The organism is Lactonifactor longoviformis (assembly GCF_042848515.1).
Taxonomy (GTDB): Bacteria; Bacillota; Clostridia; order Lachnospirales; family Lachnospiraceae; genus Lactonifactor; species Lactonifactor longoviformis.
Map to the genome: position 1 here is coordinate 2,960,236 of NZ_AP031453.1, position 14,275 is coordinate 2,974,510.

Consider the following 14,275-nt stretch of genomic DNA (forward strand, 5'->3'; position numbering starts at 1 on the left):
TCCCCTAAAGGGAATCTGTCAGAAAAACTTTCTGACTGCCTCTAATGTTGCCTGAATATCTTCCTCTGTGTGGGCATCTGACAGGAACATAGCTTCAAACTGAGCCGGTGCCAGATGAATGCCCGAACGCAGCATATGTTTGAAATACTCTGCATACGCCTTGGTATCCGCTGTCTTGGCAGATGCATAGTCTGTGACAGGCTCTCTCGTAAAGAATACACATCCCAGGGAGCCAATATGGTTTATGACACAGGGAGCTTCCTTTTCTTTCAGAATCTCACGGATACCGCCGTACAGCTTTTCTCCCTTATCTCTTAAGTTTGTATAGATCTCCTGATGTTCATACAAAATTTTCAGCTGCGTCAGCCCTGCTGCCATGGCCACAGGATTGCCGCTCAGCGTACCTGCCTGGTATACCGGGCCCACAGGGGATACCATCTCCATGATTTCTTTTCTTCCGCCGTAGGCTCCCACAGGCATACCTGCACCTATGATTTTGCCGTATGTGGTCAGATCCGGCGTCACATGAAAATAGCCTGCAGCCCCTTCAAAGGCCAGACGGAATCCGGTGATCACCTCATCAAAAATCAGCAGTGCTTTGTGCTCATCGCAGAGTCTGCGAAGTCCCTGGAGAAATCCCTCTGCAGGAGGCACCACTCCCATATTAGCTCCTACCGGCTCCACAATCACTGCGGCCACCTGATCCCGGCATTCGTTCATCAGCGCCTCTACACTGGACAGATCGTTGTAGATGGCAAGCATGGTATCCTCTGTGCATCCTCTCGGCACGCCTGCGCTGTCTGGAACGCCGCTGGCCATAACCCCTGAGCCTGCACTCACCAGCATGGCATCGCTGTGGCCGTGATAACAGCCTGCGAATTTAATGATTTTATTCTTTCCGGTATATCCTCTGGCAGCACGAATTGCACTCATTACCGCTTCTGTACCGGAGTTTACCATACGGATCATCTCAATGGTTGGGATATGCTCACAGATAAATTCTGCCATATCCACTTCTACTTCTGTGGCGCACCCAAAGCTTAAGCCGTTTTCACAGGCCTTGATCACACTCTCCTTGACTGCCTCATTGTTGTGGCCTAAAATCATTGGGCCCCAGGAGTCGATGAAATCTATATAGGAATTGCCGTCCGCGTCAAATATACGGCTTCCCACCGCGCCCTGTATAAAGCGCGGAGTCTCTCCGATGGCCCCGTAAGCGCGCACAGGGCTGTTCACCCCTCCTGGAATATAGTTAACCGCTCTCTGAAATAATTCCTGTGATCTTGTCATTATCCAATTCTCCCTTCGGCCATATATCCGGCCAGTTCTTTTGCAAAATACGTAAGATAGATATCCGCTCCCGCCCGGTAAGTGCTGACCGCCATTTCGCAGATAATCTTCGCCTCATCTATATATCCCATCTTAGCCGCAGCCTTTACCATGGCATATTCCCCGCTTACGCTGTAGGCAGCGATGGGAAGATTGATTTCCTTAGATACCTCTGAGATTACATCCAGATAGGAAAGTGCCGGCTTTACCATAATAATATCAGCGCCCTCATCCACGTCCATAAGCGCTTCTTTCATTCCCTCTTTTCTGTTATGGAAATCCATCTGGTAGCTTTTTCTGTCCCCGAAAGACGGGGCTGAACCTGCAGCGTCTCTGAATGGCCCGTAAAAGGCAGAGGCATATTTCACAGCGTAGGACATAATCGGGGTTTCCTTAAAGCCATTGCCGTCCAGACATCTCCGGAGCGCAAGGATACGGCCGTCCATCATATCAGAGGGCGCAACCATATCGGCTCCCGCCTGCACATGGGACAGGGCAGTTTTTGCCAGGAGTTCAAGCGTTGCATCATTTTCAACATCATGGCCGCAGAGCACACCGCAGTGGCCGTGGGAGGTATACTCACACATACATACATCCGTAATATAATAGAGACCGGGGAACTGTTTCTTCCCTTCCCGGAGTGCGCGCTGAACAATTCCGTTCTCTGCATATGCCTGACTTCCCATCTCATCTTTATGGGCAGGAATTCCAAATAACATCAGGTTTTCCACACCGGCTGTGGTGAGACGCTCCAGCTCATAGGGCAGCCGGTCCACGCTGAACCGATACTGTCCCGGCATGGACGGAATTTCTTCTTCAATGTTTTCCCCGTCTATTACGAACAGCGGATAGATCAGAGAGCTCTTGTCTATTCTGGTCTCTCTGACCATTTTCCGGATTGCCTCATTTCCTCTTAATCTTCTTGGCCGTTTAATCATATCCATGTTTTCAGCACCCCTTTTTCGTCTTTAAGTTTATTACCAAATCAATTACACTGTCAATGGTGGCTTTCTCTGCCATATAGGTCTGCATTCCATAGCGGTCCGCCGCCGCTTTTGTCTGTTTTCCGATGCAGGCAGCCGTAACCCGGCTGTAGTCCAGGCCCGGCGTCGCCTCAGCGAATCCTTTTACCGTAGAGGCACTGGTAAACACCGCACAGTCAATAGAACCCATCTCAAATTCTTTCTTTTCATCAATCATCTCTGAGGTTTCATACAGGGTATCATACGTTGGAATATCATCAATGATCAGGTTCTGTTTTTTCTCCAGTTCCACCAGGATCTCATGGTTTCCAATTTTAGCCCTGGGGATCAGAATATGCTCCCCTCCACGGCAGGCCTCTGACAGGGCAGCCCCAAGAGAAGCCCCGTCGTATACCTCCGGCATCAGATCCACATACAGCCCCCGTTCCTCCAGCTCTCTCTTTGTTCCTGTCCCGATGGCTGCAATTTTAACTCTGCCGAGAGCGCGGATGTCCATCTTAGCTCTCTTCATCTCCTGGAAGAAAACCTTAACGCCGGTAGGGCTGGTAAAGGCAATCCAGTCATAAGTGTCCATGCGCGCAAATGCACGGACGAGAAGTTCCTGATTCTCAAGCGCTTCTGTCCGTATAGCAGGAAGCTCCAGCACCTCCGCACCTTTTCTGCGGAGTCTGGAAGCCATGGAGGAGATAAGATCTCTGGGCCTGGTTACCAGGACCTTGAATCCAAAGAGCGGGAGTTCCTCATACCAGGCAAACTTTTCTGCCAGCTCGCACACCCTGCCCACTACAATAATTGCCGGTGTCTCTATTCCCTGCCTGTCTACCTCCTGCTTCAGGGTAGATACCGTGGCAACAATCCGTTTCTGCCCTGCGGTGGTGCCCTTTTGAAGGATAGCCGCAGGCATCTGCGGGTCTATCCCCGCTCTGAGAAGACTGCTGCAGATATCTGCCAGGGCGGTAACTCCCATGAGAAATACCAGAGTTCCTTTGGTACGCACCAAAGCCTCAAAATCAATGTCGTAGCTTTCTCCCGCTTTTTTGTGGCCCGTGATAATATGCAGGGAAGAGCAGTAGTCCCTGTGGGTGACAGGGATTCCATTGTACGCCGGAACCGAGAGGGGGGAGGTGACTCCGGGAACCACTTCGTAGGGGATTCCATGTTCCCTGAGAAGTTCCAGCTCTTCGCCTCCGCGCCCGAAGAGGAAGGGATCCCCGCCCTTCAGCCGCACTACCCGGTATCCTTTTTTAGCCTCTTCCAGAAGCACCTGATTAATCTGCCACTGGGGCATGGTATGGTGCCCTGCCCGTTTTCCCACATTAATACATCTGGCGGTATCCGGGATCATGGAAAGAACCCCCTGGCCAACCAGGCTGTCATAGACCACAACCTCAGCGTTCTTTAAGGTTTCCATGCCTTTTACCGTAAAGAGCCCGATATCTCCCGGTCCTGCTCCAACCAACCATACTTTGCCTGCTGTCATTTACTGCTTACCTCCTGTCTGTTCCTTCAGGGTTTTTGCCAGTGCAATTCCCAGTTCTTCTGCGTGTTCGGCCGAATCCTCCATCCTGCCTTTTCTGTATGTATTCGTCTCTTCACAGTAATACAGTCCTGTGAGCGTTATTCTGCCTTCGTTTACCACCCCGTGTGCTGCGATGGGGGAAGAGCATCCGCCGTCCAGATACCGCACAAATGCCCGTTCCGCAAGGGCAGCGAAGGAAGCATCCGAATCCCGGTACCCGTCCAGATAGGAATAATCCTCCCCTGCGCGGCCCTGGACTGCAAGAATACCCTGGCCGGCCGCAGGAATCATCTCCTCAGGTTCAAAATACCGGCTGATTCTGTCCGCAAGCCCCAGTCTCTTTACTCCTGCTGCCGCAAGAACCAGTGCCCCGTATTCCCCGGCATCCAGTTTGGAAAGCCTGGTAATTACATTTCCCCTGATACTTTTGCAGGGGATGTCCGGGAATAATTCCTTCAGCTGAAGGGTTCTTCTCTGACTGGAGCACCCGATAGGCTTCCCCGCCGGAATCTCTGTCTCTCCCTGCGGAAGTATCAGAACATCCCTGGGATCTTCCCTTTTGGAGAACGCCACAATAGGCAGTTCCTCCGGAATCTCCATGGGCATATCCTTCAGACTGTGCACAGACAAGTCACTTCGTCTCTCCATCAGGGCTTTGTCCAGTTCCTTTACAAATAAACCTTTGCCGCCGATTTTGTCCAGCGTGCGGTCCAGAATAATATCTCCTGTGGTTTTCATAGTGAGAAGACTCACCTCAGCCTGGGGACACGCCCCTTTCACATACTCTATTACCATTTCGCTCTGAATGACAGCAAGCTTGCTCTCTCTGCTGCCCACAACGATGCTTTTTTTACTCATACCTTCTCCTCTTCCTGTAAAAATGCGGCGATATCCTCCCGCACTTTTTTCGCCTTTTTATGATCCTTTCCGCTGGCGCTGACGCCTATTACAATCTCATCCCTGTGGACGATTCCCGGAAAATAAAAATCACATTTGTTCTTATCACTGATTACATTGACCAGAATGCCCATACATTTGCAGACACTGTAGATCTCATGATTGATCTGTTCCCGGTCAGTGGCTGCTATGACTATACAGGCATCGTACAGATCCTCTCTTTCATACTCTCTGGCCTCATACTGAATCCTCCCGTTTTCTGCCATTTCTGCCACTTCTGCCGCCGCCCTGGGGGCAATCACCCGTATCTCTCCGGCAAAAGGGAGCAGGGTCTGAATCCTTCGGGCCGCTATTTTTCCGGCTCCGATCACGAGGATTTTCTTTTCGGACAGATCAACAAACATAGGGAAATATGGTTTTTCCTGATTATTCATCGTACACCTTCTCCAATCCTGCCACACACTCCAGAAAGGCTTCCTTTTCAAGCGTGTCCCGCAGTCCGAATATCATTTTGTTCACCACTTTGCCCGCCGCCGTGTCAATGGTATGCAATAGCTTTTCCCTGTCTTTTTCCTCCATTGGAGTTTTGTTCAGAATCTTCAAAATCCTAAGATTCAGATCCTGCACGGCATCTGCCTTAATCTCCTGAATCCTGGGAATCAGATCCCGTCCTTCCAGCCAGGAATAAAATTCCTCCATCTGTGCGTTCAGAATCACTCCCGCCTGTTCCAGACTCTGAGAAAGCTCCTCAGGCGTTCCCTCCATACGGAAGCTGTCCATATCATATAGTGTTATCTCAGGAAGCTCCCCTACCGACGGTTCTACATCTCTCGGCACCGCCAGATCAATAATCCGCAGATCCGAGGGCAGCACTGCCTCCTGAAACAGTTCTTTTTTTAACGTATAATTAGGGCTTGCCGTAGCACTGACCACCAGATCACACTGAGGCAGATATTCCATCCTCTCTCCATAGTTAATCCGGGCACAGCCCTGAGGAATACTTACCATCCCGCTGCGGTACTGACGGACGGTTACCGTCACATATGCACCGGCTTCCCGAAGTGCCTGAGCCGCAACCTTCCCCATCTCTCCGTTGCCGATTACCATACAGGTCTTGTCCTGAAGGCGGAATCCCTCATCCTCCAGCATGGTAATTGCCTGATGGATCACAGAGGAATTTCCCCTGGAGAATGTTACATCTGTCTTCACCTTTTTTCCTGCCGTTACAGCCATCCGAAAAAGTACCTCCAGTACACTGTCCGTAGTGAAGTTCTCTCTCGCCAGAGCCAGTGCATCCTTTACCTGGGTCAGAATCTGATCTTCTCCCAGTATCTGTGACTTCAGACCGCAGGTCAGGTAAAAGAGATGTTCTACGGCTTCTTTCTCCTTCCGCTCCACAAAATACTCTCTGTACTTACCGGACTCAGCTCCCTTTAACTCCAAGAGGCAGTCGTAGAGGGAACCGTCCCAGCCCTCCACAGTGCTGGCCCAAATTTCCATGCGGTTGCAGGTGGATAAAATAATACAGCCCAGAACTCCTTCTTTTTCCCTGAGTACTTCCAGTGCCTCAGCCGTGTTCTTTTTGGTAAATGAAAAAAGGGCACGCACATCCAGTAAGGCTCGGTTGTGGTCAATACCCAGCATACATATTCCCATAGTATATCCTTCTCCTGATTCTCTTATTGTGTCAATCTTTTTTCATAATAGCATATGAGTGAGAAAAATCAAATAGAAATTTGTAAAGGCAGACCATTGACGGTATTAGGTTGGAAAAGAATGGACCATAGTTATTGACAAATTACAATCGAAAGTATAGAATGACAATAGGTCCGCAGATTTGACAATGCCAGATTCAGATCTGCGGTATGCGGAATATTCCGCTAAAATTGAGTGTGATATGGTCCTGAGCAATCAGGTTAATAGGAAAGTGAGTAAAAGCTCACACGGTCACGCCGCTGTATGGGACGAGTTGAATTTCATTTATGTCACTGGGATAACTGGGAAGGCGAAATTCAATGAAGACCCCCTAAGTCAGAAGACCTGCCTGTCACAAGCGATTTGCACTTTAGTTACGAACGATGGCTGAGTGTAAGAACGGTTCTTATCCGTCAGGGGCCACCCCTATCAAGACCGGAATCTGTTCTCAGACGCTCAGTAGTAGATACTACTGGGCTTTTCTTTTACTCTTGAACCACGTTACAGTAATGTCACAACAGCTTGAGAAAAGGAGAAAGAAAAATGACAAGTAAGCAAAAAAAAGTTGTAACACTGGCTGCTGCATTTGCCCTCTGCTTCGGTATCACACCGGTGGTAAGCGCTATGCACATTATGGAAGGTTATCTTCCGGCAACATTCTGTATTGCATGGGGAGTTATCTGTGTTCCCTTTGTAATTGCGGGATTCTTTTCCATTCGGAAGACTTTGAGGGAAAACAGAAGGGCCCTGACGATCCTGGCTATGTCCGGCGCTTTCGTGTTTGTTATCTCTTCCTTAAAGATTCCATCTGTTACCGGGAGCTGTTCCCATATGACAGGCACCGGCCTTGGCGCCATCCTGTTCGGACCTTCCGCAGTCAGCATTCTGGGGATCATTGTACTGCTCTTCCAGGCGATTCTGCTGGCCCACGGAGGACTCACCACACTGGGAGCCAATACATTTTCCATGGCAATCGCGGGACCTTTTGTCTCTTACGGCATCTATAAGCTCTGCCAGAAGTTAAATGTTAACCGGAAGGTGTCTATTTTCCTGGCCGCCTGCCTGGGTGATTTGTTTACATATTGCGTTACCAGTATTCAGCTGGCCGTAGCATATCCCTCTGAACAAGGCGGTATCGCTGCCTCCGCAGTAAAGTTCCTGGGTATTTTCGCGCCAACCCAGATGCCTCTCGCAGTGATCGAGGGAATTTTGACAGTAATCATTATGATTGGTCTGGAATCTTTTGCTCTGCCGGAGCTGAAGTCAATCGGATTTATCAAGGAGGGAAAAGCTCATGAGCAAAAACACAAAAACCGTTGTCATCCTGCTGATTGTAGCTGCGCTCATCGCCATTGTACCTTTGTTTGCATTAAAGGGCGCTGAGTTTGGAGGCTCCGACGATGCGGGAAGCCAGATGATTGAAGAGATCCACGGAGAATACGAGCCTTGGTTCACCCCTGTGCTGGAAAGCATGCTGGGCGGCGAGCTCCCCGGAGAAGTAGAAAGTCTTATCTTCTGCCTTCAGACCGGAATCGGCGTGGGCATCCTGTCCTTCTTTATGGGACGGTTTGTAGAGCGGAAAAAGCTGCAGAAGGAATTGGGCAGACAATAGCACACTGACGAGAAAGGAATTTTATCATGATTGTCATTGATAAGCTTTGCTATTATTCGAAATTACGGTACGTAAATGCAAGCGAAAAATTCATATACTCTATTATCACGCTGCTTTTCTGCGTTGTCAGCCGTTCGATTACTGTGGCACTTCTGGTATTATTGGCAAATGGGATTCTCACTGTTAAGAAAGGGGGAATCCCACTTTCTCGTTATCGGAAACTTCTCATGATTCCCCTGGCATTTTTATTCTTAAGTACACTTGCCATTATCGTAAATATTTCCAGGACCCCTCTGGACGCCTTTGCTCTTTCCATAGGGAGCTATTATATAACAGGAAGCCGGGCGTCTCTGGCATTTGCCGTGCAGCTCATAGCAACAGCTCTCGCCAGCGTCTCCTGTCTGTACTTTCTCTCTCTGAACACTCCTATGACAGACATTCTTCTGGTACTGCGGAAAATACACTGTCCGGAGCTGGTGATTGAGCTGATGATGCTGATCTACCGCTTTATCTTTGTTTTAATGGAGATATCCTCTGCCATCTCCACCTCCCAGGATTCCCGCCTGGGTAATAAAGACTATAAAACATCTCTGAAATCCTTCGGCGCATTGGCTTCCGTACTTCTTTTAAGGGCTATGAAAAAGTCGAATGCCCTGTACGATGCCATGGAATCCAGATGCTATGACGGCAAACTCAGAGTTCTGAACGAAAATTATCCGCCGAAAGCCAACGAAATCATGTACATTGTACTGTTTGAATGTTTCCTGCTCGGCGTTACCATATGGAGATTACATATATGAATGATATTATTCTGAAAGCAGAAGACCTGTACTTTTCTTATGACGATGAAAATACGCACTCTTTAAACGGACTCTCCCTTTCCATCAGACGCGGAAAGAAGGTAGCGTTTATGGGTGCCAACGGTTCCGGAAAGTCCACCTTCTTTCTGTGCTGCAATGGGATCAACCGCCCGGCAAAGGGGAAATTATACCTGGACGGAGAACCCTTTGATTATTCGCGGGAGGGGCTTTTAAAGCTCCGGAGCAAGGTGGGAATTATCTTTCAGGACCCGGACAATCAGCTTTTTTCCGCCAGTGTTTACCAGGAAATTTCTTTTGGGATTCTGAACCTCGGGGTTTCAGAGGAAGAAGCAAAAAAGGAAGTTGAGAATGTGATTGACTATCTGGAGATTACTCCGTTCCGGCACAAACCAACCCATGCGCTGAGCGGTGGCCAGAAAAAACAGGTGTCTATTGCTGATATTCTTGTGATGCACCCGGAAATCATTATTTTAGATGAGCCGGCAGCCGCCTTAGACCCCAGGCATACCACCATGGTAAATAAAATTGTAAATCAGCTGACAGAAAATGGAATCACCGTCCTAATGGCCACCCACGATGTAAATTATGCCCTGGAATGGGCCGATGAAATCGCCCTGTTTCACGAGGGGAAAGTGCTGATACATGGTTCTCCTCTGGAGGTCTTTACCAACCACACCGCACTGGCCATGACAAACCTGGAACAGCCGGCTGTACTGCAGCTGTTTGAGAGTCTGTGTAAGAAAGGAATCTTAAAACCCTCTCTTCCCCTTCCCAGAGATCTGAAAACCCTGGAAGGCTACATAGAAAATATAAATGAAAAAACATTTTACGGAGGAAGCCGCCTTATGAACCGCGAAACCAACAAAGCAATTTTAGTTGTCAGCTTCGGCACCAGCTATGAAGAGACAAGGAAAGTAACCATTGATGCCATTGAAGCCGACATTGCCCAAGCCTTCCCGGACCATAAAATTTACCGGGCATGGACCAGTAAAATGATACTGGCCAAGCTGGCCAAACGGGACAACCTTATAATTCCAAATGTAGAGGAAGCCATGGAACTTATGCGAAAGGACGGGATTACTGATGTTATTGTCCAGCCCACTCATGTGATTAACGGAATTGAAAACGACTTGATGAAGGAGGATGCGCTCTCCTATCAGGAAGATTTTCACTCCATCACTTTCGGCACTCCGCTCCTGACCGCAGAGGAAGATAACCTTGCAGTAATCCAGTCAATTGTGGACGAATTCTCTGCTCTTCCGGAAGATGAGGTGCTGGTTCTAATGGGGCACGGAACCACTCACTATTCCAACGCAATCTATGCGGCCCTGGACTATCAGTTTAAAGACCACGGATACAAAAACTTCTTTTTAGGCACCGTAGAAGCCTACCCTTCCATGGAAAGTCTTCTGCGCATGGTAAAAGAATACCAGCCCAAAAAGGTTGTGCTGGCTCCGTTTATGATTGTGGCAGGAGACCATGCCAGAAATGATATGGCAAGCGATGATCCTGATTCCTGGCGCTGTCAGTTTGAGAAAGCCGGCTTTGCAGTCTCCTCTGTCCTGAAAGGCCTTGGAGAATACCCCGGAATCCGCCGGCTCTTTATCCGCCATGTGAAGGATGCCATTGCTCTGCAGACGTTATAGAACAGATATACGAAGGATAGGAAGGAAGGTATGTTTATGACTGAAAAAAAGAAGCCGAATAAAGCGCAGATACTGACGGCTGCCATCACCCTGCTGGTACTTATAGGCGCGCTGTTTATGCTGAGCAGTTCTATGAAGCCTAAGACTTCCCAGGGAAGCAAGGAAATTACAGTAGAGGTTGTCCACAAGGACGGAAGCTCCAAAGAGTTTGTCTACCACACAGATAAAGAATATCTGGGTGAAGTGATTACAGAAGAAAAACTTGTGGAAGGGGAAGACGGACAATATGGACTCTTTATCACAGCAGCTGACGGAGAGTCCGTAGAGGGCACAGACTGGTGGTGTATCACCAAGGACGGGGAAATGCTGAACACTTCCGCGGATCAGACTCCCATAGAAGACGGGGAGCACTACGAACTTACTTATACTGCCGGCTAGACAGGAGATGATTTTTATGAGTACAAAAGTTAAAGATATGGTAATCCTGGCCTTCCTCACAGCAATACTCCTGGTGGGCCAGGTGGGAATGGCTTTTCTTCATAATATAGAAGTAGTCTCTCTCCTTATCATCATCTATACCCTTCTCTTCAGGAAAAAGGTATTTTATATTATCTACATCTTTGCGTTTTTAGAAGGTATGATATATGGCTTTGGAATCTGGTGGTTTATGTACCTCTACGTCTGGACCATCCTGGCAGTGATCACCATGATCTGCTCTAAAAACGACTCCCCGGTCATGTGGTCCATCATCTCAGGCGCCTTCGGCCTGGGATTCGGATTCCTCTGCTCTTTCCCCTACTTCGTCATCTCCGGCGTTGGGGGCGGAATCGCATACTGGATCAGCGGAATCCCCTCAGACATTCTCCACTGCGTGGGAAATGTAGTCATTACCTTGCTGCTGTTTAAGCCGGTGTATGGAGTTTTGTCCAAACTGACGTCCAGGTATTATCAGAGGGCGGTTACGCATTCTTAATAAAGCGTACAAAACGGACGGATATAAAAGGGAGGAGGTGGACTGGATCTTCGGCTCACTCCGCTTAACCTCCCTGACCTGCCCATGCCCCAGTCTCCCCCCGCCTCCCTTCCATATTCTGGTATCGGCTCACTTTACATTTATTTGGAATGGGGTAATGGACGTAAGTTGTAGGGTATTGGTTCAATTAGCAGTTTATTTCACATAATAAAAGTGTAGTTGTTTGAGAGTAATGAGCTCTGACATCTACACTTTTTATACATATAATTTCTTTTCCTATCTAGTAGCCACCTGGAACTTTCCAATATACAGGTGAGAGAGAGTCCGTGCCGGAGGGTGGCTCTAGGGAGCGGGACGCCTGTGTTCCGGTGACGATTCCGCAGGAGTGAATAGAGAGTCTTAGGCAAAACCGGGATTCCCGCAGGAGATTTTTTCGGCAGTCCGGGCCGAAAAAAAGTGAGCCCGCGCAGAGAATGCATCGAAAGCATACTCTGCGTATGCGAACGGTGCTCCGGAGGGGATTCCGGTTTTGGCTTAGACTCTCCTCACGACGGAGGTGTCCCCGGAACACAGGCGTCCCCTCCCTAGAGCCACCCTCCGGCACGGACTCTCTCTCACCGTCCCCCTCCTATCTACTCCCTGGAATTATCAATCATATACAGCAATGCATTGCAGATGCAGGCAGCAATATTACTTCCCCCCTTGCGGCCTTTGGCCACGATGTAAGGCACATCTGTCTCCATGATCAATTCTTTTGACTGAACTACATTTACAAATCCCACGGGAACTCCAATGATCAGTTTGGGGTGGATCTTTCCCTCCTGAATCAATTCATAAAGCCTTACCAGCGCAGTAGGCGCGTTTCCGATGGCAAAGATGAATTCTTCTTCCATAGACGCAGCTTTATCCATACTTGCAGTTGCTCTGGTGGATCCGCTTTTTTTAGCAATCTCAGCAATGTCTTCATCAGACATAAAGCAATAGACATTGCCGCCGTATTTATGCAAGGCCTTTTTGTTGATACCGGCTTTGGCCATCTGGGTATCCGTGACAATGCTGGCCCCTCTTTTAACAGCCTCTATGGCAGCTTCTACCGCTCCGTCAGAAAAGCAGAGATTTCGGGCATAATCGAAGTCTGCACTGGTGTGGATACACCGCTTTACGATCAGCTCAGTGCCGGGGAGCAGAGGCGTATCTCCTAGTTCCTCTGTAATTATCTCAAAGCTTCTGTTTTCTATCTCCTTAGGCAATACATTTTCCAGTTCTATTTTCATACGTTCTCCTCTCCTTTTTATATACCAGCTTCTAAAATCTCATATATTTTCTTCATATCCAGATGTTTTCTCAGCTCTGCCGCAAGAATGTCATACTGGGTTTCTTTAAATGCCTGAAAATCAATACTGGTCATTTCCTCCACATCAATTCCTTTTATGGCTCCAATTGCCCGGATAATTTTTCCGGCCACCTCTTCCCTGTCAAAGATCCCGTGCACATAAGAGCCGTAGACATTGTCTTTGCAGGCGCCGTCAGACTTTGTCACATGGCTGACCCCATCCGTGATCTCATTCATGGATACCGCGCCCTCCTTCAGGACACTCTCTCCCATATGAATCTCATAGCCCTCCAGTTTGGTCCCTTCCAGAAGCTTTAACGCCCCTCCCATATGTCTGAAGGTGCCCGTCACCCGGGTTCTGGTCTTTGCCTGCTCAAAAATCGTATCCATAGGGAGAAGGCCCATTCCTTTAATCTCTCCCCCTGCTTCTACGTGATGGGGATCGGAAAGGGTTTCTCCCAGCATCTGATATCCCCCGCAGACTCCATAGATTATCTTTCCTTTTGCCGCTTCTTTCAGGATCAATGCCTCCAGACCTGTCTGGCGCATCCACAGAAGATCTTCCATAGTATTCTTGGTTCCCGGCAGTATAATCATATCCGGCTGTTTCAGCTCATGAGGGTGCTTCACATATCTGAGGGAAACTCCAGGTATACTCTCCAGAGGGTTAAAATCAGTAAAGTTAGAGATTCTGGGAAGGCGGATTACTGCAATATCAATGACCCCGACTTCCCGGGGCGCTTCAAACCGCTCCGTGAGGCTGTCCTCGTCTTCTACCTCAATATTCAGATAGGGGGCCACACCTACAACCGGAACGCCTGTTTTCTCTTCCAATATCTTCAGACCCGGATCCAGAATAGTCTTATCGCCTCTGAATTTGTTCACAATTGTGCCTTTTACTATTTTTCTCTCATCCTCATCCAGAAGCATAATAGTTCCAATCAGCTGGGCAAATACGCCGCCTCTGTCAATGTCCCCCACTAAAAGCACGGGAGCTTTGGCCTGCTTTGCCATGCCCATATTAACGATATCCTCTTCCTTCAGATTGATTTCCGCAGGACTTCCGGCACCTTCAATGACAATAATATCATTCTTCTCTGCTAATGCATGGTAGGCTTTCATAACTTCAGGTATCAGTTTCTTTTTATAAGCAAAATAGTCTCTTGCACTCATAGTGCCAAGAACCTCTCCGTTGACGATCACCTGGGAGCCTACATCATTGGTAGGCTTTAGAAGTATCGGGTTCATAAGAACAGATGGCTTGATTCCCGCCGCTTCCGCCTGCATTACCTGAGCTCTCCCCATCTCCAGTCCTTCCTCTGTGATAAAGGAGTTCAGCGCCATATTCTGTGACTTAAAAGGTGCTACTTTATATCCGTCCTGGGTGAAAATACGGCAGAGTCCCGCTGTAAGCAGGCTTTTTCCGGCATTGGACATGGTACCCTGAATCATAATTGCTTTTGCCAT

Annotated in this window: 14 protein-coding genes and 1 riboswitch; of the genes, 6 read left to right on the forward strand and 8 right to left on the reverse strand. The window is 48.6% G+C overall.

Going from position 1 to position 14,275, the window contains the following annotated elements; translation table 11 throughout:
- Positions 1–18 precede the first annotated feature (18 nt).
- Genes hemL through hemA form a run of 6 tightly spaced genes read right to left on the reverse strand, consistent with a single transcriptional unit; the run spans position 19 to position 6,384 of the window.
- Positions 19–1,290: a glutamate-1-semialdehyde 2,1-aminomutase gene (gene hemL / locus ACGHCT_RS13690; RefSeq protein WP_072853542.1), complete on the reverse strand. Its 1,272-nt coding sequence runs from the start codon at positions 1,288–1,290 to the stop codon at positions 19–21.
- On the reverse strand, positions 1,290–2,273 hold the full coding sequence (gene hemB, locus ACGHCT_RS13695) for a porphobilinogen synthase (protein WP_390436328.1): 984 nt from the start codon (positions 2,271–2,273) through the stop codon (positions 1,290–1,292). Before hemB ends, hemL begins: the two co-directional genes overlap by 1 nt.
- Positions 2,274–2,277: 4 nt before the next feature.
- Positions 2,278–3,792 (reverse strand): uroporphyrinogen-III C-methyltransferase, encoded by a 1,515-nt coding sequence (gene cobA / locus ACGHCT_RS13700; protein WP_390436330.1) that lies wholly within the window; start codon positions 3,790–3,792, stop codon positions 2,278–2,280.
- Positions 3,793–4,689: a hydroxymethylbilane synthase gene (gene hemC / locus ACGHCT_RS13705; protein WP_072853538.1), complete on the reverse strand. Its 897-nt coding sequence runs from the start codon at positions 4,687–4,689 to the stop codon at positions 3,793–3,795. It lies immediately after the preceding gene.
- Positions 4,686–5,162, reverse strand: a complete 477-nt coding sequence (locus ACGHCT_RS13710; protein ID WP_390436333.1) for a bifunctional precorrin-2 dehydrogenase/sirohydrochlorin ferrochelatase — start codon at positions 5,160–5,162, stop codon at positions 4,686–4,688. Before ACGHCT_RS13710 ends, hemC begins: the two co-directional genes overlap by 4 nt.
- Positions 5,155–6,384 (reverse strand): glutamyl-tRNA reductase, encoded by a 1,230-nt coding sequence (gene hemA, locus ACGHCT_RS13715; protein ID WP_390436335.1) that lies wholly within the window; start codon positions 6,382–6,384, stop codon positions 5,155–5,157. Before hemA ends, ACGHCT_RS13710 begins: the two co-directional genes overlap by 8 nt.
- Before the next feature lie 225 nt (positions 6,385–6,609).
- Positions 6,610–6,791: riboswitch (cobalamin riboswitch) on the forward strand.
- 175 nt (positions 6,792–6,966) lie between these two features.
- Between hemA and ACGHCT_RS13720 the strand changes: the two genes are divergently transcribed.
- From ACGHCT_RS13720 to ACGHCT_RS13745, 6 genes are read left to right on the forward strand one after another with little or no spacing between them, the layout of a single operon-like run.
- Positions 6,967–7,806, forward strand: a complete 840-nt coding sequence (locus ACGHCT_RS13720) for an energy-coupling factor ABC transporter permease (RefSeq protein WP_390436337.1) — start codon at positions 6,967–6,969, stop codon at positions 7,804–7,806.
- Positions 7,718–8,035, forward strand: coding sequence for an energy-coupling factor ABC transporter substrate-binding protein (locus ACGHCT_RS13725; protein ID WP_072853529.1), 318 nt, complete (start codon positions 7,718–7,720; stop codon positions 8,033–8,035). Before ACGHCT_RS13720 ends, ACGHCT_RS13725 begins: the two co-directional genes overlap by 89 nt.
- 26 nt (positions 8,036–8,061) lie before the next feature.
- A complete protein-coding gene (gene cbiQ / locus ACGHCT_RS13730; protein WP_390436339.1) occupies positions 8,062–8,835 on the forward strand; it encodes a cobalt ECF transporter T component CbiQ in 774 nt (257 codons plus the stop codon).
- Positions 8,832–10,502 (forward strand): sirohydrochlorin cobaltochelatase, encoded by a 1,671-nt coding sequence (locus ACGHCT_RS13735; protein ID WP_390436341.1) that lies wholly within the window; start codon positions 8,832–8,834, stop codon positions 10,500–10,502. Before cbiQ ends, ACGHCT_RS13735 begins: the two co-directional genes overlap by 4 nt.
- Positions 10,503–10,538: 36 nt before the next feature.
- Positions 10,539–10,940 (forward strand): DUF4430 domain-containing protein, encoded by a 402-nt coding sequence (locus ACGHCT_RS13740; RefSeq protein WP_072853614.1) that lies wholly within the window; start codon positions 10,539–10,541, stop codon positions 10,938–10,940.
- 16 nt (positions 10,941–10,956) lie between these two features.
- Positions 10,957–11,475: a hypothetical protein gene (locus ACGHCT_RS13745; RefSeq protein ID WP_072853523.1), complete on the forward strand. Its 519-nt coding sequence runs from the start codon at positions 10,957–10,959 to the stop codon at positions 11,473–11,475.
- 632 nt (positions 11,476–12,107) lie between these two features.
- Here ACGHCT_RS13745 and ACGHCT_RS13750 read toward each other — a convergent pair.
- Positions 12,108–12,749: a precorrin-8X methylmutase gene (locus ACGHCT_RS13750; RefSeq protein ID WP_072853521.1), complete on the reverse strand. Its 642-nt coding sequence runs from the start codon at positions 12,747–12,749 to the stop codon at positions 12,108–12,110.
- 17 nt (positions 12,750–12,766) lie between these two features.
- The gene (locus ACGHCT_RS13755; RefSeq protein WP_072853519.1) at positions 12,767–14,275 is read right to left on the reverse strand and encodes a cobyric acid synthase; all 1,509 of its coding nucleotides are present in this window, start codon (positions 14,273–14,275) and stop codon (positions 12,767–12,769) included.

Coding starts and splice junctions, on each gene's coding strand:
- hemL (WP_072853542.1), bottom strand. CDS start 1,290: ATGACAAGATCACAGGAATTATTTCAGAGAGCGGTTAACTATATTCCA.
- ACGHCT_RS13750 (WP_072853521.1), bottom strand. CDS start 12,749: ATGAAAATAGAACTGGAAAATGTATTGCCTAAGGAGATAGAAAACAGA.
- ACGHCT_RS13710 (WP_390436333.1), bottom strand. CDS start 5,162: ATGAATAATCAGGAAAAACCATATTTCCCTATGTTTGTTGATCTGTCC.
- cbiQ (WP_390436339.1), top strand. CDS start 8,062: ATGATTGTCATTGATAAGCTTTGCTATTATTCGAAATTACGGTACGTA.
- ACGHCT_RS13740 (WP_072853614.1), top strand. CDS start 10,539: ATGACTGAAAAAAAGAAGCCGAATAAAGCGCAGATACTGACGGCTGCC.
- ACGHCT_RS13755 (WP_072853519.1), bottom strand. CDS start 14,275: ATGGCAAAAGCAATTATGATTCAGGGTACCATGTCCAATGCCGGAAAA.
- hemA (WP_390436335.1), bottom strand. CDS start 6,384: ATGGGAATATGTATGCTGGGTATTGACCACAACCGAGCCTTACTGGAT.
- ACGHCT_RS13725 (WP_072853529.1), top strand. CDS start 7,718: ATGAGCAAAAACACAAAAACCGTTGTCATCCTGCTGATTGTAGCTGCG.
- ACGHCT_RS13745 (WP_072853523.1), top strand. CDS start 10,957: ATGAGTACAAAAGTTAAAGATATGGTAATCCTGGCCTTCCTCACAGCA.
- hemC (WP_072853538.1), bottom strand. CDS start 4,689: ATGAGTAAAAAAAGCATCGTTGTGGGCAGCAGAGAGAGCAAGCTTGCT.
- ACGHCT_RS13720 (WP_390436337.1), top strand. CDS start 6,967: ATGACAAGTAAGCAAAAAAAAGTTGTAACACTGGCTGCTGCATTTGCC.
- ACGHCT_RS13735 (WP_390436341.1), top strand. CDS start 8,832: ATGAATGATATTATTCTGAAAGCAGAAGACCTGTACTTTTCTTATGAC.
- cobA (WP_390436330.1), bottom strand. CDS start 3,792: ATGACAGCAGGCAAAGTATGGTTGGTTGGAGCAGGACCGGGAGATATC.
- hemB (WP_390436328.1), bottom strand. CDS start 2,273: ATGGATATGATTAAACGGCCAAGAAGATTAAGAGGAAATGAGGCAATC.